This is a genomic window from Rhodanobacter sp. G2-10 (assembly GCF_055809185.1).
On the sequence record NZ_CM147900.1, the window covers coordinates 1,161,694 to 1,177,899 of the forward strand.

The 16,206-nt window shown below is 64.6% G+C and carries 18 protein-coding genes; 6 read left to right on the forward strand and 12 right to left on the reverse strand.

The annotated features are described in order from the left end of the window. Position 1 precedes the first annotated feature (1 nt). The 6 genes from AC0L58_RS05185 to crcB all read right to left on the reverse strand — a co-directional run bounded on the left by AC0L58_RS05185 (position 2) and on the right by crcB (position 6,015). Entirely contained in the window at positions 2-397 is a 396-nt protein-coding gene (locus AC0L58_RS05185) for a hypothetical protein (RefSeq protein ID WP_473687340.1), read from the reverse strand. 74 nt (positions 398-471) lie between these two features. Next, positions 472-1,413, reverse strand: a complete 942-nt coding sequence (locus AC0L58_RS05190) for a hypothetical protein (protein ID WP_473687342.1) — start codon at positions 1,411-1,413, stop codon at positions 472-474. A 187-nt stretch (positions 1,414-1,600) separates the two neighbouring features. Beyond that, on the reverse strand, positions 1,601-3,997 hold the full coding sequence (locus AC0L58_RS05195; protein ID WP_473687344.1) for a winged helix-turn-helix domain-containing protein: 2,397 nt from the start codon (positions 3,995-3,997) through the stop codon (positions 1,601-1,603). 124 nt (positions 3,998-4,121) lie between these two features. Beyond that, a complete protein-coding gene (cfa, locus tag AC0L58_RS05200) occupies positions 4,122-5,240 on the reverse strand; it encodes a cyclopropane fatty acyl phospholipid synthase (RefSeq protein WP_473687346.1) in 1,119 nt (372 codons plus the stop codon). A 34-nt stretch (positions 5,241-5,274) separates the two neighbouring features. Then, positions 5,275-5,613 (reverse strand): DUF190 domain-containing protein, encoded by a 339-nt coding sequence (locus AC0L58_RS05205; protein ID WP_473687348.1) that lies wholly within the window; start codon positions 5,611-5,613, stop codon positions 5,275-5,277. Between the two features lie 15 nt (positions 5,614-5,628). After that, a complete protein-coding gene (gene crcB, locus AC0L58_RS05210; RefSeq protein WP_473687350.1) occupies positions 5,629-6,015 on the reverse strand; it encodes a fluoride efflux transporter CrcB in 387 nt (128 codons plus the stop codon). A gap of 357 nt (positions 6,016-6,372) precedes the next feature. Between crcB and AC0L58_RS05215 the strand changes: the two genes are divergently transcribed. Continuing rightward, entirely contained in the window at positions 6,373-7,641 is a 1,269-nt protein-coding gene (locus AC0L58_RS05215; protein WP_473687352.1) for a multidrug effflux MFS transporter, read from the forward strand. A 19-nt stretch (positions 7,642-7,660) separates the two neighbouring features. Here AC0L58_RS05215 and AC0L58_RS05220 read toward each other — a convergent pair whose 3' ends face one another. Then, complete coding sequence (locus AC0L58_RS05220) at positions 7,661-8,812, reverse strand: DUF2235 domain-containing protein (protein WP_473687354.1); 1,152 nt, start codon at positions 8,810-8,812, stop codon at positions 7,661-7,663. A gap of 169 nt (positions 8,813-8,981) precedes the next feature. Between AC0L58_RS05220 and AC0L58_RS05225 the strand changes: the two genes are divergently transcribed. From AC0L58_RS05225 to chaB, 3 genes are all read left to right on the forward strand, one after another. Beyond that, the gene (locus AC0L58_RS05225) at positions 8,982-9,818 is read left to right on the forward strand and encodes an isocitrate lyase/PEP mutase family protein (RefSeq protein ID WP_473687356.1); all 837 of its coding nucleotides are present in this window, start codon (positions 8,982-8,984) and stop codon (positions 9,816-9,818) included. Between the two features lie 100 nt (positions 9,819-9,918). Continuing rightward, complete coding sequence (locus tag AC0L58_RS05230; protein ID WP_473688586.1) at positions 9,919-10,329, forward strand: carboxymuconolactone decarboxylase family protein; 411 nt, start codon at positions 9,919-9,921, stop codon at positions 10,327-10,329. Positions 10,330-10,451: 122 nt separating this feature from the next. Beyond that, positions 10,452-10,679, forward strand: a complete 228-nt coding sequence (chaB, locus tag AC0L58_RS05235; protein ID WP_473688588.1) for a putative cation transport regulator ChaB — start codon at positions 10,452-10,454, stop codon at positions 10,677-10,679. A 12-nt stretch (positions 10,680-10,691) separates the two neighbouring features. Here chaB and AC0L58_RS05240 read toward each other — a convergent pair whose 3' ends face one another. The 5 genes from AC0L58_RS05240 to AC0L58_RS05260 all read right to left on the reverse strand — a co-directional run bounded on the left by AC0L58_RS05240 (position 10,692) and on the right by AC0L58_RS05260 (position 13,822). Next, on the reverse strand, positions 10,692-11,186 hold the full coding sequence (locus AC0L58_RS05240; RefSeq protein ID WP_473687358.1) for a hypothetical protein: 495 nt from the start codon (positions 11,184-11,186) through the stop codon (positions 10,692-10,694). 82 nt (positions 11,187-11,268) lie between these two features. Further along, on the reverse strand, positions 11,269-11,559 hold the full coding sequence (gene minE, locus AC0L58_RS05245; protein WP_473687360.1) for a cell division topological specificity factor MinE: 291 nt from the start codon (positions 11,557-11,559) through the stop codon (positions 11,269-11,271). A gap of 5 nt (positions 11,560-11,564) precedes the next feature. Continuing rightward, on the reverse strand, positions 11,565-12,380 hold the full coding sequence (minD, locus tag AC0L58_RS05250) for a septum site-determining protein MinD (RefSeq protein WP_473687362.1): 816 nt from the start codon (positions 12,378-12,380) through the stop codon (positions 11,565-11,567). A 51-nt stretch (positions 12,381-12,431) separates the two neighbouring features. Then, positions 12,432-13,205 carry a septum site-determining protein MinC gene (gene minC / locus AC0L58_RS05255; RefSeq protein WP_473687364.1) on the reverse strand — a complete coding sequence of 258 codons (774 nt, stop codon included), beginning with the start codon at positions 13,203-13,205 and terminating at the stop codon, positions 12,432-12,434. Continuing rightward, entirely contained in the window at positions 13,202-13,822 is a 621-nt protein-coding gene (locus AC0L58_RS05260; protein WP_473687366.1) for a GNAT family N-acetyltransferase, read from the reverse strand. The genes minC and AC0L58_RS05260 overlap by 4 nt, the downstream gene beginning before the upstream one ends. Positions 13,823-14,015: 193 nt before the next feature. Here AC0L58_RS05260 and AC0L58_RS05265 point away from each other — a divergent pair, with 193 nt between their 5' ends. Continuing rightward, the gene (locus AC0L58_RS05265) at positions 14,016-15,242 is read left to right on the forward strand and encodes a sensor histidine kinase (protein WP_473687368.1); all 1,227 of its coding nucleotides are present in this window, start codon (positions 14,016-14,018) and stop codon (positions 15,240-15,242) included. A gap of 105 nt (positions 15,243-15,347) precedes the next feature. Further along, a complete protein-coding gene (locus AC0L58_RS05270; protein ID WP_473687370.1) occupies positions 15,348-15,989 on the forward strand; it encodes a response regulator in 642 nt (213 codons plus the stop codon). Positions 15,990-16,206 lie beyond the last annotated feature (217 nt).

Here is a 16,206-nt window from a genome sequence, read left to right on the forward strand (position 1 = left end):
GTTAGAACAGTACGAATTCATCGACCGCGCCACCCTCCTTGTGATTGCAGGTGATGGTGGCGACGAGAGTGTTGTGATCAAACTGAAGCGGCACTTTGATCGTCGTGCTGTCTTTGTTGCTGTCCACGGTTTCCGCCGTGCCGTGGGAGCGGTACGGACCCAGGTTGTCGCGGATCAGCGCCTCCCAAATCGAGATCAGCATCTTTTGTTGCGGGGCGGCTTGCAGTTGTGCGCCCATCTCGCGGCTGGCCGCCGCGTAATCCTTGCGGCCCATGGCTTGGAGCATGGTGTCGGCTCGGCTCGCACAAGCGTCGGGCGAGGCCTGGGCTGGCGCGAAGGGCACGAGGGTGAGCAGGATGATAAGAGGCAAGGCCAGGCGGTATACGTGCATGTTCAAGGGTGTCCATGGTTGGAGCGCATGGCGGGTACCGCGATGCGCGTGTGGTCCGGCGAGAAGCGGGCGTGAAAGGCTCAGGATCGGTCCGGTGCAAAGGTCCAGCGGATCGTCATCGTGGCGGGCACGCTGTGGCCTCCGGCGCTGGTGGTGATGTGGCGTACTTGCTGGCCCTTCTGCGGGCCCTTGCCGGACCAGCGCAAGCCCTCGACGACGACGTCGTCTATGGCAATTTGCCGCGAGCCACTCTTGCCGTCGGCGCTGCTCCACTGCTCGGTGAAGGTCAGGCCCGGAAGGGTGAGATCCAGCAGTTTGGTGTCACCGTCCCATTTCGCGTGTGCGTCCGGAATCGGCTTGTGCCGACAGTCATTCCGGCTTTGCCCCTTGCGCGTTTCGGAACCGGTGACGTATTCGGAGTATCCCTCGCCGACGTCCAGTGAGCGGTAGCTGGATGCACCGTGGGATGTGGCCTCGATCGAACATGACGTGTGGCCGTCCAGCCCCCACACGCCGCTGTCATGCTGACTCGTTTTCGCGGCGGGCCCCTTGGTGGCACCGACCAGCGCACCGCGCTTCGCCGACGACATGCCGCTGACCAATGCGGTCATGCGCGAGGTCATGCACCCGTCGTCGTCACCGCATTCTGCGGCAATGCGCTGGATGTTAGGCACGTCAGCGGCCAACGCCTGTCGCGCCGGGATGACGCGAGCCAACATGGCTTTGGCGTTGTCCAAATGTGCCACCTGGGTTTGTTGACCCGCCAGGTGCAGCGTTCCTTGCAAATACCGGTTCTCGTCAGCCTTGAACCATTCCTTGCCGCCCGCGCTGCTGTCATGGGCTTGCGCAGTGATCTCGATGGAGTAGGTAAGCGTGGCGCCGACCTTCTGGTATTCGAACGGACTGCCGGCAGTTGCCACCGGAGAGGCGGCCACGCCCATGAGCGTGGCGAGCACGATGGCCAGATGGGAGCGACCCTGTGACACAGGATGCGGATTGCGGGGCAGTGGGCTATGCATCATGAGCGATACCTGCATGTGGAAGATGGGGCCGCATCCGTCGGCGTGATGCGGTGAACCCACTCCAGCGCAGGTGCTTCGAGCGCGCTTGATGCTCGCGTCAAGAGGTTGTTACGAACTCTTATCTTTGATTGCAATCAATAACTTGGCGACTCCACATGGAAGTCGATGGGGTGGTCGGGTCAGCGGTTCAAAGGCGAGCGCCGATCTCGTCGCTGGAGGCGGTCGAGTCAAAATGGGCTTTCGCCAACACGCTGATCGGCGCTTGCCGCATGCTGTCCAACTGGTCCCTGGCGCGCTGCTCGTTGATCTTGTCGCCGTTGCGTGCTGCCCAGGCAGCATAGAGTCGCAGCGTGTCGGCGGTCACATCGGCCTGGGCAGGATCGAAATCATCAAGCTGGCTTCGGGCAATCGCATCATCGTGGGTTACCAGCGCGATCTGCAGTGCGAATTGGCGCACCAGATCGCGCGATGCCTGCGGCGCGCTTGCGGCGTTCTTCAGCGCCTCACGTGCTCCCTTGCGGTCGCCCACGCTGGCAGCGGCGAGGGCGTGTACCAGATATTGCATCGAGCGCACGTCGGCCGGATCGGAAACGTGGGCGACGATGCCGTCCACGCGGCGTCGAAGGGACGCGACGGAAGAGGGGTCGGCGGCGATGGCCACGAAGGCCTCGATCATCAGTTTCTCGACGGCGGTGGAAGGGTCCTGCAACGGATCAATCAGGGAGCTCGCCTTGCGGCAATCCGCCAGGGCCGCGGCTTGGTTGCCGAGAAAGTATTCGCCGCCTGCCCGCAAGCCCAGTACCTGGGCTTGTATGTAGTCGTTGCCCTCGATGGCGGCGATCCGTGCCGTGGTGTTGACGACCGGACGGATTTCTTCATACACGCCCAGGTCGTACAGCAGGCCGCTCATCAAATTGCCCGCGGTGGCCTGCAACGCGTCATCGTGATGCTGGGCGCTCCAGTTCCAGGTGCGCACCAGCAGTGGAAGGGCCGCCAGTGGCTGCTTGTCGATGGACAGGGCGTAGGCCAGATTGAATCTGGCGATATTGCTGCTGCGCTCATTGCCCAGCGCCTCGTCCGCATCCAGTTCGGCACGCGCGGCGGCAATGGCAGCGGCGGGATCGTTCCTCGCATTGGCGATGAAAACCATGGTGTTGTGCAGCAGGGGCTGCAACGACCGGATCGGCGTTTTCTCGATCAGCTCGCGCGCCTGAGCGTATTGCTGCAATGCTGTATCCAGGTGCTTTCGACGCGCCTGGGTCCTGGCTGCAGTTAGCAAGACGCGCGCGGAGATCTCCGGATCGCGAACCTGCTTTGCCGCCGCCAGCGCTCGCGTGGCCAGCGCCAGCGCCTTGCTGTCCTGGTGCCGGTTGATGGCTTGGGCGACCTGGTCGGCCAGCACGCGCGCCGCCATGTCGACCTGGCCGGCGCGTTCGGCCTCGCTCAGCAGTGCAGCGTATCCATCGTCGGATTCAGGCAGCTGGTCGGTGTTGCCTTGTGCCCGGGCGAGCAGGAAACGTGCGGCGAGCAGCTCGGGCTGTTGTTTGGCAACCACCGCGAGGTAGGGGCGCGCGACCAACCAGTCGCCATGCATCGCCAGATCGAGACCGCGTGCGAACGTCTCCGCCAGATAGGCATCCTTCGGCGCCTCGCCGAACGGCGATTTGCCCGGTCCGTCCAGATGCAACGCATGACGCAGGCGCGGCACGGCGGCCAGACCCACCGTGCCCGGATCGCTGCCGGTGATGACCAGGTCGGACACATTGCCCGGCTTTCCCGTATCGACATGCAGAGCCAATTGATAGAGTTTGCCTTCGATCCGGGTGAGTTTGCCGGCCACCAGCACATTGGCGTCGGTAACGTAGCGGGTGTGCGCGGCGCGACTGCTGCCTTGGGGCGGCGTGAAGCCCCATACCCGTGCCACCTGCAGCGGGTCGACCACGTGGAGGTCGCGGTGGTTGCCCAACAGACTGGCGATCAAGCCGGGCAGACCGTGTTCCGTCCAGTCCAGCGTGGGGTCGCCGGTGGCGTTGTTGATCGGTAACAACGCCATGCGCAGTGGTGGCTTTGCCGGTGGTGCCATGCCGCGCGGGATGAACCAGACCGACAAGGCTCCGAGGACGAGCAGTGCCGCCAGCATCCCTGGCCAGCGCCTTGCCCACCGCCCGCGAAAGCGCGCGGAAGCCGGTTCGATCAAACCAGCTGGCGCCTTGTCGCTCACGCCATGAGCCGGTGTCGACATACTGGTCGAGGCCACGACATCGACTGGCGCTACCCACTGCAGCCCGCGCCCATACACCGTGCGGATCACGGCCTGACGCTCGCCGTCGTCGTCGAGGGCACGCCGCGCCTTGTGCACGAGCTGACTCAGGGCCGCGTCGGTGATCGGCCGGTGGCCCCACAGGGCGGTAACGATTTCCTGCTTGGCCAGTGCCCTTTCGCGGTTCTCGATCAACAGCAGGATCAGGTCGAAAACCTTGGCTTCGATATCGACCTCGCGCTCACCAAGATGCAGGCGCCGGGTCGCGGGGGAGATGGTGTGCACCCCGCAGCGATAGACGCGCGCATTCGCCTTGTCCAGCATGGCCTCCACTCGATCCCCTCGGATATGCGCGACAGATCAAGCCGCGGCGCTGGCCCGATATTTATCACAAACTCGCCAGGGTTTGACGCGACCGCCGTCAACGTGGTGACGCGTGCGCAGCCGGTCAGCGCGGCGCTCGATAGCCGCCCGGCACGCCGTGCGGGCTGAGCACCAGTTGCCACAGCTGGTCGCGACGGCTGCGGAATACGCCAGCGGATACCGCCAGGTAGTAGCGCCACATGCGGCGGAAGCGTTCGTCGTAAGTGTCGGGCAGGCTGGCCCATGCGGCTTCGACGTTTTCGCGCCAGGCCATCAGCGTGCGGTCGTAGTCGGCGCCGAAGTTGTGCCAGTCCTCGACCACGAACAGGTCTTCCAACGTGGCGGTGACCTGGCTTGCCGCGGGAATCATGGAATTGGGGAAGATGTATTTTTCGATCCACGGATCGGTCTGCGCCGGCGCGCTGTTGCTGCCGATGCAGTGCAGCACGGACAGGCCGTCGTCTTTCAGACAGCGGCGCACGGTCTCGAAATAGCTGCGGTAGTTTTTGCCGCCGACGTGTTCGAACATGCCGATGGAGAACACGGCGTCGAAGTGCTCGTTGAGTTCGCGGTAGTCCTGCAGGCGGATCTCGATCGGCAGGCCGGCGCACAGCGCGCGCGCGTACTCGGCCTGTTCCTGCGATACGGTGATGCCGACGCCTTCCACGCCGTAACGCTCGGCCGCGAATTTCAGCGCCTCGCCCCAGCCGCAACCAATGTCCAGTACGCGCTGGCCGGTTTTCAGCTGCAGCTTGCGGCAGACCAGGTCGAGCTTGGCCGCCTGGGCATCGTCCAAGTTGTCGGCCTTGGCCCAGTAGCCGCAGGAATACACCAGGCGCTTGCCCAGCATGGCGCGGAACAGATCGTTGCCGAGGTCGTAGTGGGCCTTGCCGATCTCGAAGGCACGCTCGCCGCGCTGCAGGTTGAGGAAACGTGCCTTGAGGTGGGCAAGCAGGGTGTCAAGCGTTTTCAGTTCCTGGTCCAGTCCTGCGGTGAGCAGACGGGTGCACAGGCCGGGCAGGTCGTCGGCATCCCACCAGCCGTCCATGTAGGCTTCGCCCAGTCCGAGCGACCCGTGTGCGAACACTCTCGCGTAGAGTCGCTCGTCGTGTACCCGGAGGTCGATCGGGGCGCTGCCGTCAATGTGGATGCCGGCCTGCTCCAGCAGCGCGCTGGCGCGATCCTTCAGGTCGTCCTGGCTCATGCCTTGCCTCATGTGTTGGTGAACTTCGTGCCGGTCAGTGCCGGCCGAGCACGGCGAAGCTTGCGGGATAGTGTGCATACGTGGCGTCGACGTTGGCGTCGCGCACCAGCTGCAGCAGCGTTTCGGCCTCGTCTTCCAGCAGCAGGAACTCGATCTTGATCGGCAGGTCGTCGGCCAGTTCGAAGAACTGTTCCTCGTGCAGCACGCCATGCCGTCCGAAGCCGGCGATGGCGCGAAACACCGAGCCGCCGCCGAGATGGTGATTCTTTGCCTGCTCCAGCAGCCACTCGGACAACAGCAGGCCATCGTGCCGGGTACGCGAGTGGCAATAGAAGGTCAGGTGCACGCCTTGTTGAACGGTTTCCTGGTTCATGTGCTTTCCCTTCGATCAATGACGCAGCAGGCTGCGGACAAGGGTGAGGCCGAGCACGGTCATGCTCAGCGAGCCGACCAGATGCGCGAGCACGTGTCCGCTGAACCACAGGTATTGCTGGCGCAGCAGCAAGGTGGTGGCCTCGCCCGAAAACGTGGAGAAGGTGGTCAGGCCGCCGAGCAAGCCGGTCATGACGAACAACTGCAGTTCCGGCGACACCGCCTGGAAGTTTCGGAACAGGCCAATGGCGACTCCCATCAGCAGCCCGCCGGTGAGGTTGGCCGCCAGCGTGCCCAGCGGCAGGGTGGGGAACAGCGGGTTGAACAGAACGCCCAGCCCCCAGCGACACCAGCAACCGACGGCACCGCCCAGGCCGATCGCGACAAATCCACTGACACTCACGAGCGCTTCTCCATTGAATGAAAAGTGTTCGGTTGCCACGGCGGCAGGCAGGCCTGCGCCGCCGGAAACCGGCGATGCAGGCATCATCAACCTCAACGTGGATCACACGAGAAGCGGTTCGGTCCGCAGCATATCGGCTCCGGAACGGGAGGCATGCCATCTCCCTCTAGGGGCCTGCCGGGCTCTGCCGGTTGCGGCGAGGTTTCAGCTGTGCGAGGAAATATGAACCGCACAGATGAGTTCGCAGACCGACCGAGTAAAAGTCGACAGGCTCCTGGGCGCATCGTAGTCGATTGGCAGGCCTGTGCGTCAAGCGCGGCCCTATACTGCCCGACCACCCATGCACCTGCCTTCGCCATGAATCACGCTCAGCGCACCGTACGACGCAGCCTGCCCTGGCTGCTCGCCGCGCTGTCGATGATCGGCCCGTTCTCGATCGATGCCGTGTTTCCGTCGTTCCCTGCCATCGGTGGGCGTTTCGGAGTGGCCGACGCGGCGCTGCAGCAATTGATCAGCGTGTACCTGATCACCTACGCCGCGATGAGCCTGTTTCATGGCGCGATCTCCGATGCGATCGGACGCAAGCCGGTGATGATCGCCGGCTTGCTGCTTTACGCGATGGCTTCGGTGGGCGCGGCGCTGTCCACCTCGTACACGATGCTGCTGGTCTGCCGTGGTCTGCAGGGCGCCTGTGCCGGGGCCGGGCTGGTGGTGGGCAGGGCGCTGATTCGCGACAGCCTGGAAGGACCTGCCGCGCAGCGGCTGATGTCGCAGGTGATGATGATTTTCGGCGTGGCGCCGGTGATCGCGCCGATGGTGGGTGCGCTGCTGCTGCCGCTGGGTGGTTGGCATGGCATCTTCTGGGTGCTGACCGGTTTCACGGCCGTGTTGTCGCTGGCGTTGTGGCTGTTGCTGGATGAGACCCATCCGCGCGAACAGCGAACCCGGTTTGCGCCGCGCGATCTGCTTGCCAGTTACGCGTCGTTCGGCCGGGAGCGGGTGTTCTGGCCGCTGCTGGTGTCCAGCTCGGTCAATTTTGCGGGCCTGTTTCTGTACATCTCGTCGGCGCCGCGGATCGTGCGCGAGCTGTTGCAATTGTCGGCCCAGGGCTTTCCGTGGCTGTTCATCCCCGTGGTCATCGGACTGATGGGTGGTGCGTGGCTGTCGGGCCGGATGGCCGAGCGCGCCAGCGTGCGCCTGACCGTGAGCCTTGGTTATGCGGTGATGGCGCTGGCGTGTGCGGCGCACCTCACGCTGGCCCTGGTATTCCCGGCACCCCGATTGCCATGGTCGATGTTGCCCTTGATCCTGCATGCGGTGGGCGTGCAGTTGGCATTCCCGACCCTGACCCTGTTGCTGCTGGATCGCTTCCCTCGCCAGCGGGGCGGGATTTCCTCGGTGCAGGCTTTCGCCAGCCTGTTGCTGTGCAGCGTCGTGGCCGGGGTCCTGTCACCGCTGCTGTCGACCACCATGTTTGGCCTGGCGCTGGGCGCTTCGGCGCTTACCGGTACAGGCGTGCTGGCATGGTGGCGCTATCAGACCTTGACCAGGCGCTCGCTGGATCAGGGCCTGCGCAACACCGACCCCGGTACCGTGATTCAGGCGGAGATTGTCGAGCCGCGCTGAACCAATGGGATCGGCGCGGTCATTTGCGTGCGGGGTGCGAGTCGGGAGGACCGGCGTGTATGCCGGTGGCTCCTTCCACCGACATCAGCACGGTTGCATTGGCGAGTGCGCGAACCAGGCTGGGTGAGCGGTAGGTTGGGTCGGCAAGCCAGCGGCGCCACACTGATTCGTCCACCTTTTCATTGACGCCGCCGGCCAGGGTGCGATCGAACGGCGGCTGGAATTCCTTGTACAGGCCGTGCATGAATTCCTTGTACGAGTCGCGCGGCACGCCCAGGCAGGCGTCGCTGGCTGGTATCAGCAGTTCACTGCAGCCGAGGCCGGTGTCGATCGCCTTGCGTTGCAGCCAGGCCAGGGTCAGGTCGGGCAGCGGATCGGGGCGGCGCCCCGCGCCGTCGCAGCGATAGCCGCCGCCGACGTCGGCGTGCGAACCAATGAACCAGCGTTGCTCGATCTCGATCTGTTCCTGCTTCTTCGTGGTCAGCGATTCGCCTGTCTTCACCGTGTACGGATTGCGTGTCCATACGGCGGGCTTGAAGTCGCCACGATGTTCATCCAGCGCCAGCGCCTGGTAGGCGTACTTGACGATCTTGCTGAGCTCGGTGTCGTGGAACTGGTAGCGCGCGCGGGCGAACGGGAACCAGGAGGCCGTATCGGGTATGCCCAGCGAGCCGACCGTGTCCCACACGCCGATGAACTGGATGTCGACCTCGATCGAATGATCGACGCGGTAGGCGACCGCGGCGGGATCGTCCGGTTTGGTGCCGATGTCGCGGTAGAAATCGTAGGCATGGCTTACTGCGGACTTGTTCACGCTGCCACCCGGGGCGCGCTTGAGCAGGCCGCATTTGCGGATGAGGCCGCCGAGACTGCGCGCGGTGTAGGCGCCGCGGCTGAAGCCGAACAGGTAGATCTGGTCACCGGGTTGCCACGTATCGCATAGCCAGCGATAGCCTTCGCATACGTTCCGCGAAAGGCCGAAGCCGAAAGCGCCGCCCAGCAGATGGGTGAGTCCGCGCTTCACGCCCACGCCTGGAATGTAGTTGACCAGCTGCGCATTGCCGCGTGCGTCGACCGGAGCGATCAGTCGGCGCAGTCGTTCCACATTGGTATTCGACTCTGGCTTGTTCCAGGTGCCGTCGAACAAGAGCACTAGCCTGCGGATCGCCATGGTGTTCTCCATCACGTGGCGCACGGAGTAGTCCCGAACGACTCTAGACACTGGCGGCACGGCAATCCAGTGCCATTCGGGTGGGGGACATTGACCTGTTCTGCGTCTGTCCAGGCAGTGGCGTAATCTGTGCAGCTGATTCAAGGACATTGATGCAGCGGGCTTTCCGATGACACCACAGACACAGATCGATCGGGCACTGGCGTTCCGCCGCATGCACGATCGCCAGAAGATATTGCTTCTGCCCAATTGCTGGGACGCGGCGAGCGCGCGATTGCTTGTGCAGCGAGGGTTCGCGGCGATTGCGACCACCAGTGCCGGGGTTGCCTGGTCGCTTGGTTACGCCGATGGAGAGCGTGCTCCGCTGGCTGAGGTGTTGGCGGCGGTCGCGCGCGTCACCCGCGTGGTCGACGTGCCGGTGACTGTCGATATCGAGACCGGCTACGGCGAGAGGCCGGCAGATGTCGCCGCCACCGTGCAGGCGGTGATCGCGGCCGGGGCGGTGGGCATCAATATCGAGGATGGGATGCCCGGGCACGGCCCGTTGCGCGATACGGCTGATGCTTCGGCGCGCGTGCGCGCGGCGCGAGCCGCGGCCGATGCGAGCGGCGTGCCGATCGTGATCAATGCCCGGGTCGATCTGTGGATGCAGCACGACGATGTTGAACCTTCGGCCCGCCTGCGCGATGCCATCGACCGTGCAAAGGCGTATCTGGCCGCGGGTGCCGATTGCATGTACCCGATCGGGCTGGGCGCCCCGGACACGCTGGCCGCGCTGGTACGGGCGATCGACGCGCCGGTCAACGTGGTGGCTGGCGTGGGCATGCCCGGTCTGGCCGAACTGGCCCGGCTCGGCGTCGCCAGGGTCACCACGGCCACACGATTGCCCTTGCTGGCGTTTGCTGCCGTCGATCACGCCGTGGACAACATGCTGGCGAGCGGCAACTTCGAGGGCCTGGCAGCAGATTTCACCTACGCCGATGCGCAGCGGCTGTTCGAGCCGTGAGCCTCGCGCGCCATCGGATCATGTGTCATGAAATACAGGAGGAGTCACCGTGAGTCATCGTGTCGATTACAGGACAGCGTCGCCCGCCGCCTTCAAGGCCATGCTGGGCATGGAAGCGCATGTGCGCGGATCGGGGCTGGAGCATTCGCTGCTGGAGCTGGTGAAGATGCGCGTATCGCAGATCAATGGCTGTGCGTACTGCCTGGACATGCACAGCAAGGACGCACGCGCCGCCGGTGAAACCGAGCAGCGCCTGCACGTGCTGGCGGCGTGGCGCGAGGCACCGTTCTATTCCCCGCGGGAACGCGCTGCGCTGGCCTGGGCCGAGGCGGTTACCCTGGTTGCCACGAACGATCTGCCGGATGCGTTGTACGACGAGGTGCATGGCCAGTTCAACGACAAGGAGCTCGTCGATCTCAGCATGGCCATCATCACGATCAACAGCTGGAATCGCCTCGCCATCGGGTTTCGGGCCGATGTGGGAAGTTACGAACGCGGCTCTTCCGATTGAGGGCGCCGATGCTGGTCGCTGCGTGCTGTCGTCGCACGTTTCGCGCCGCGCCGACACCGTCTTGACGAATCGTGGATGACGCGAAGGTCAAGCTGAAGGTCCGGCCACCGTGGAGAGTCGTCATGCCTTACCGAAACATCAGCGAGTTGCCTGATTCCGTGCGCGATCATGTGCCCAAAAACGCGCAGGAAATCTACAAGGGGGCGTTCAACAGCGCCTGGGATGAGTACGCCGACAAGAACGAGCGGCGCGGCGACGAATCTCGCGAAGAGGCCGCGCACAAAGTTGCGTGGGCTGCCGTGAAGAAAAAATACGAGAAGGGTGACGACGGCGACTGGCACGCGAAATGATCGCTGCGGCGCTCAACCGGGCAGGCCCCGCTCCTGCAGGAAAGTACGAGCGTTGTCTGCGTCCTGTTCGAACCATGCGCGGGTCGAGCCAAGCCGGAACGAGTAACCCCAGGCGTCCATGTCCGCCATCAGGCGTGCGCGCCCGACGCCGGCCAGTTCGTCGGCGAGCACGATTTGCAGATAACAGGTGGCGTCCTCTTCTTCGATCGAATCGGTGGCATCCGTATGCACCGCAGATCGTCGTTCTGGTGGCAACACGATCAGGTGCCCGGCTTCGTGCAGCAGCGAATGGACCGGGGTGTCGTCGCGCGCGTAAACGGTGGTGCCGATGATGCCGGCCTCGTCATCGCCCCAGAAGCTGCCGGGAATCGGCATGCCCGTCGCCACGCGCTCAAGTTGCAGGCCGAAGCGGCCGAGCAGCGCCGCCGGGGCGTCGAATCCGATCTGGCCCACGCGCATCACGGTACTGGCCGGATCGCTGGCGGAAGGGTGACTGTCGGGATGCATGGGTGTGTAGCGCGAGGGTGGTTGCGGCGACGAATGGGCCGGGCGGCTGGTTGCCGCCCGGCGGGAAAGCCGACGGGGCTGCTCAGCCGGTCTTGGCCTCGCCCTTGGCGGCCTGTTTGCCCTCGCCTTCAGGCAGGGTGACCGAGAGTTCGAGGATCTCGTGGCCGCTGTCGCGTTCGAAATTGATGTTGATCGCCTCAAGGTCGACGTGGACGTATTTCTTGATCACTTCGAGCAGTTCGTTGCGCATCATCGGCAAGTAGTCGGGTGCGCCCCGGGTGGAGCGCTCCTGCGCGACGATGATGCGCAGGCGCTCGCGCGCCACGCTGGCGGTGGCTTCGGGCTTGCGCTTGAGAAAATCGAGAATACCCATCGTGATCAACCTCCGAACACGCGCTGGAGAAAGCCCTTCTTCGGCACTTCGACGAAGCGCAGTGGACGCTCTTCGCCAAGGATGCGGGCCACGGTGTCGCCATAGGCCTGGCCGGCATGTGAGTCGGCGTCGACGATGACCGGGATGCCATTGTTGGAGGCCGTCAGGACGTTCTCCGATTCCGGGATCACGCCGACCACCTCGATGCCGAGGATTTCCTCGACGTCCTTGACGCTGAGCATTTCGCCGATCGCGACACGCGCCGGGTTGTAACGGGTCAGCAGCAGGTGCTGGGTGACCGGACCCTCGCCCTTTTCCGCGCGCCGGGTCTTGCTGGCGAGCAGGCCCAGGATGCGGTCGGAATCGCGCACCGAGGAGACTTCCGGGTTGACCACCACCACCGCATGGTCGGCGAAATACATCGCCAGGTGAGCTCCCTTCTCGATGCCGGCCGGGGAGTCGCAAACGATGTAGTCGAAATCCATTTCGGACAGGCCGTCGAGGACCTTTTCGACGCCTTCCTGGGTCAGCGCGTCCTTGTCGCGCGTCTGGCTTGCCGCGAGCACGAACAGGTTGTCGTAGCGCTTGTCCTTGATCAGCGACTGTTTCAGCGTGGCCTCGCCGTTGACCACGTTGACGAAGTCGTACACCACGCGCCGCTCGCAGCCCATGATGAGGTCGAGGTTGCGCAGGCCGACGTCGAAGTCGATCACCGCGGTTTTTTTGCCGGCCATGGCCAGGCCGGTGGCGAGCGAGGCACTGGTCGTCGTCTTGCCGACGCCGCCTTTGCCGGAAGTCACAACGATAATCTCAGCAGTCAAGGGCCCATCTCCGCGTGATTGTTCTTGTTGTACATGACGTGTTGTGGATGATCACAGCTTGGCGATCAAGAGCTTTTCACCTTCCAGCCAGCATTGCACGGATTGACCTTCGAGTTCGGCAGGGATCTGCTCGAACACGCGGTACTGACCGGCAATCGCCACCAGTTCGGCGCGGAAGTCGGAGACGAAGATACGTGCCTTCTCGTCACCCTGTGCGCCAGCCATGGCACGCCCGCGCAGGCCACCGTAGATGTGGATGTTGCCATCGGCGATCACTTCGGCGCCGTTGGCCACGGCCCCGATGACGATCAGGTCGCGATCGCGCGCGTAAACCTGCTGGCCGGAGCGTACGGTCCCGGCGTGCTGCAAGGCCCCCTGCGGGCTGTCCGCCGCGGGGGCGGACAAGATCTGCTCGCGTTGTGGCTCGGGCTGCGGCGATGCGGCAGGCGCCGGAGCAGCGGTCGCCGCCGCAGGAGCCGTCGCCGGCTCGTAGGCGGCGCGGAACTTCGCGATCAACGGCAGACCCATGCGCTTGGCCAGCGCTTCGGTCGCACTGGTGCCATAAGCCAGGCCGACCGGCAGCATGCCGGCGCTGCGCACCGCTTCGAGCAGCGCATCGACGGCGCCGTCATCGGGCAGATCAAGCAGATGGCTCAGGTCCAGCACCACCGCGGCGCGGGCGAACATCTGCGGTGCCGCGCGCACGCGCCGTTCCAGTTCCTCGCACAATGCCGCGGCATCGACCCGGCGCACCCGTACGCAGGCAATACCCACCTGGCCGAACCGCAAATCGCAGGCGTCGGCAGACTCCACCCGTCCATTCATGGGCGACGTTCCCCGGCGACCCGGCGCTGGCCGGCGTCGGCGTCGGCCAGTCGCGCGCGCTCGGCCAGCCACGGCACGTCGGGCAGGCCGCCGTGATCGAGCCAGGTGTCGCGCACGAAACCGTAACTGGGCAGGTCCTTGGCCAGCAGACTGACTTGCGGACCGTTCTCGCCCATCTTCTGCTGGTCGACCTCCTGGAAGCCGTAGGTGCCGTGGAACAGCACCACCACGTCGTCGCGTGGCTCCAGGAACACCTCGCAGGTAAGCAGGGGAACGCGTACTTCGGCGTAGCTGTGCACGTCGCAGTAGAAGATGCGCCCGAGGCCATGGCGGCGGTAGGCGTTGGCGATCACGATGCGGTCGATGTAGACGAACTGCGGGTACTGCCCGGCAAACCAGCGATAGTTCGGGCTGTCGTAATCGTGGCCGTCGCGCAGGGCGATCAGGAAGCCAGCCAGGTGGCCGTCGATTTCGGCGATGCGGAAATAGTCGGCATGCTCGAAGAAATAGCGCAATTGCTCGGGGTCGAGGGCGAGGATGGAGCGACCGGCGGCGTTGTTCAGCGCCAGCACGGCATCCAGCTCGTGCTCGCGCACGTCGCGGATGGCAAGGGCCATTCGTTGCTCCGCAATGGTAAGTTCAGGACTGAGGTCGACGCGTCGATCTCGCAATGGCGCATTATGCCATGTGACCGTGGCCCTGACATCAGTCGCGTCACATGTAAAACCTTCGTAAACCCGCCCCGATCAGGCGGCAGCCATGACTTCTCGCGCATTGCGCGAGAGGTCGCCACAGCCAATGATGCGAGCCATGCGCTGGCCCTATCTCAACCATATCCGTCTGCTTCGCTACGCCGGCCTGTTCACCTATCTGTCGATGGGTGCGCCGCTGGTGACGAACTGGGCCACCGAGCGCGTGGCTCAGCTGAAGCAGCTGCACAGCCCCGATTTTGCGTTGCTGTTGTGGACGTTGAGCTATCTGGTGTTCGGACTGGTGTACTGGCTGATCACCGGCAACCTGGGGTCACGCCGGCACCTGCTGCTGAAGCTGATCGGACTGGCGGTGATGACGGTCGCGGCGATGGCCGTGGGCTGGTACAGCCACAGTGGCCTGTCCGCGATGCTGATGGTGGTGATCGCCATGGTGTTGCCCTGGGTGCTGCCGACCTGGGTGGGCGTTCTGTGCATCGTGCTGCAGAACCTTGGCTTGGTCATGGTTTTCAGCAATTTTCCCGACTACAGCGTGCAGCTGGCGATTCTGCAGACCTTCCTGTTCGAAGGCCTTTCGGTGCTTGCCTTCACCATCTCGATGGTGGCCAGCCAGCAGGCCGAGCAGCGCGAGGCGCAGCGCAGGCTCAATTCCGAGTTGCGCGCCACCCGCGCCCTGCTGGCCGAATCCAGCCGGATCGCCGAGCGCATGCGCATCGCCCGCGATCTGCACGACCTGATAGGCCATCACCTCACCGCGCTCAGCCTGAACCTGGAAGTGGCCAGCCACCTCACCAACGAGGCGGCAAGTGCACACGTGCGCAAGGCACAGAGCACCGCCAGGGTGTTGCTGGCGGATGTGCGCGAGGTGGTAAGCGAGCTGCGCCAGGACGACTCGATCGACCTGACCCAGGCCTTGCGCAGCCTCACCGACGGGGTACCCGGACTGAACGTGCACGTGGTGATGCCGCCGCGTTTCAGCGTGGAAGACCCGCAGCGCGCCCAGGTGCTGCTGCGTTGCGCCCAGGAGATCATCACCAATACGGCGCGCCACGCCGGCGCGCGCAACCTGTGGCTCAATTTTGCCTATGCCGAGGCCGGGCAGTTGGGCCTGCACGCCCGCGACGACGGTCGCGGCGTCGACCAGCTGGAAGAGGGCAACGGGCTGTCCGGCATGCGCGAGCGGCTGGCCGAGTTCGGCGGCAGCGTGACGCTGGACACGGGGCTTACCCGGGGCTTTGCACTGACCGTGCGCTTGCCGTTGGGTGAACAGCCGGCGCTGGCGCACACGCCGTCGCGGTTTGAGCCGCCCGCCTTGAATGTGTCGTAATGTTTGTGGATGGGACTGGCGTGCAAGAATGCGCCATGCGCCGGACGGTGAATGCCGCCGGTTTCCACGCTGCCCCCGTCTGATTCCCATGACCGAGGATTCGCGATGATTTCCGTTTGTCTCGTCGACGACCAGAACCTGGTGCGGCAAGGTGTTCGCTCGCTGCTGGACCTGGCCGAAGATATCCGTGTGGTGGCCGAATGCGCCGACGGCGCGCAGGCCGTGCTGGAAGTGCCCCGGATCCAGCCGGACGTGATGCTGCTGGACCTGCGCATGCCAAACATGAGCGGGCTGGAGGTGCTGCAGGCCTTGTCGGCACGCAACGAGCTGCCGCCGACGATCATCCTGACCACCTTCGATGACGATCAGCTGGTGCTGCAAGGACTCAAGGCAGGCGCACGCGGCTATCTGCTCAAGGATGTTTCGCTGGAACAACTGGTCGAAGCCGTACGCACCGTGGCCGGCGGTGGCTCGCTGGTCGCGCCGATGGTCACCCAGCGCCTGATGGCCGGGGTGGCGCGGATGCAGAACCAGTTCACCAGTCTGGAACAGCCTGACCCGCTCACGGAGCGTGAGACCGAGATCCTGCGTCTGTTGTCGGGCGGGTACAGCAACAAGGAGATCGCCAATTCGCTCAAGGTGGCCGAGGGCACGGTCAAGAACCACGTGTCCAACATCTTGTCCAAGCTGGGCGTGCGCGATCGCACGCGCGCGGTCCTGAAGGCGTTGGAACTCGGCATCGTGTGACACCGGCGTGGAGGCATCGGGGAGCCTACGTACAGGCAGTCGGGATCATCGTCCCCGGGATGCGTGGCGGGTGCCCGGCGCCGATAGCGTTCCAGCGCGCGAGCAAGTAACATCCGTGTCTTCGGCCTTTTTTGTGCCGACCCCTTCTGTTGCCCCTGCGGGTGGCTCAATGCGGCGGCGGGGGAACATATCCTCAGGTTTGGCGTAAAAACGCTTC

Excerpts from the sequence above, each read along its gene's own strand:
- AC0L58_RS05190 (WP_473687342.1), bottom strand. The coding sequence starts at position 1,413 with ATGATGCATAGCCCACTGCCCCGCAATCCGCATCCTGTGTCACAGGGT.
- AC0L58_RS05195 (WP_473687344.1), bottom strand. The coding sequence starts at position 3,997 with ATGCTGGACAAGGCGAATGCGCGCGTCTATCGCTGCGGGGTGCACACC.
- cfa (WP_473687346.1), bottom strand. The coding sequence starts at position 5,240 with ATGAGCCAGGACGACCTGAAGGATCGCGCCAGCGCGCTGCTGGAGCAG.
- AC0L58_RS05205 (WP_473687348.1), bottom strand. The coding sequence starts at position 5,613 with ATGAACCAGGAAACCGTTCAACAAGGCGTGCACCTGACCTTCTATTGC.
- AC0L58_RS05215 (WP_473687352.1), top strand. The coding sequence starts at position 6,373 with ATGAATCACGCTCAGCGCACCGTACGACGCAGCCTGCCCTGGCTGCTC.
- AC0L58_RS05220 (WP_473687354.1), bottom strand. The coding sequence starts at position 8,812 with ATGGCGATCCGCAGGCTAGTGCTCTTGTTCGACGGCACCTGGAACAAG.
- AC0L58_RS05225 (WP_473687356.1), top strand. The coding sequence starts at position 8,982 with ATGACACCACAGACACAGATCGATCGGGCACTGGCGTTCCGCCGCATG.
- AC0L58_RS05230 (WP_473688586.1), top strand. The coding sequence starts at position 9,919 with ATGCTGGGCATGGAAGCGCATGTGCGCGGATCGGGGCTGGAGCATTCG.
- chaB (WP_473688588.1), top strand. The coding sequence starts at position 10,452 with ATGCCTTACCGAAACATCAGCGAGTTGCCTGATTCCGTGCGCGATCAT.
- AC0L58_RS05240 (WP_473687358.1), bottom strand. The coding sequence starts at position 11,186 with ATGCATCCCGACAGTCACCCTTCCGCCAGCGATCCGGCCAGTACCGTG.
- minE (WP_473687360.1), bottom strand. The coding sequence starts at position 11,559 with ATGGGTATTCTCGATTTTCTCAAGCGCAAGCCCGAAGCCACCGCCAGC.
- minC (WP_473687364.1), bottom strand. The coding sequence starts at position 13,205 with ATGAATGGACGGGTGGAGTCTGCCGACGCCTGCGATTTGCGGTTCGGC.
- AC0L58_RS05260 (WP_473687366.1), bottom strand. The coding sequence starts at position 13,822 with ATGGCCCTTGCCATCCGCGACGTGCGCGAGCACGAGCTGGATGCCGTG.
- AC0L58_RS05265 (WP_473687368.1), top strand. The coding sequence starts at position 14,016 with ATGCGCTGGCCCTATCTCAACCATATCCGTCTGCTTCGCTACGCCGGC.
- AC0L58_RS05270 (WP_473687370.1), top strand. The coding sequence starts at position 15,348 with ATGATTTCCGTTTGTCTCGTCGACGACCAGAACCTGGTGCGGCAAGGT.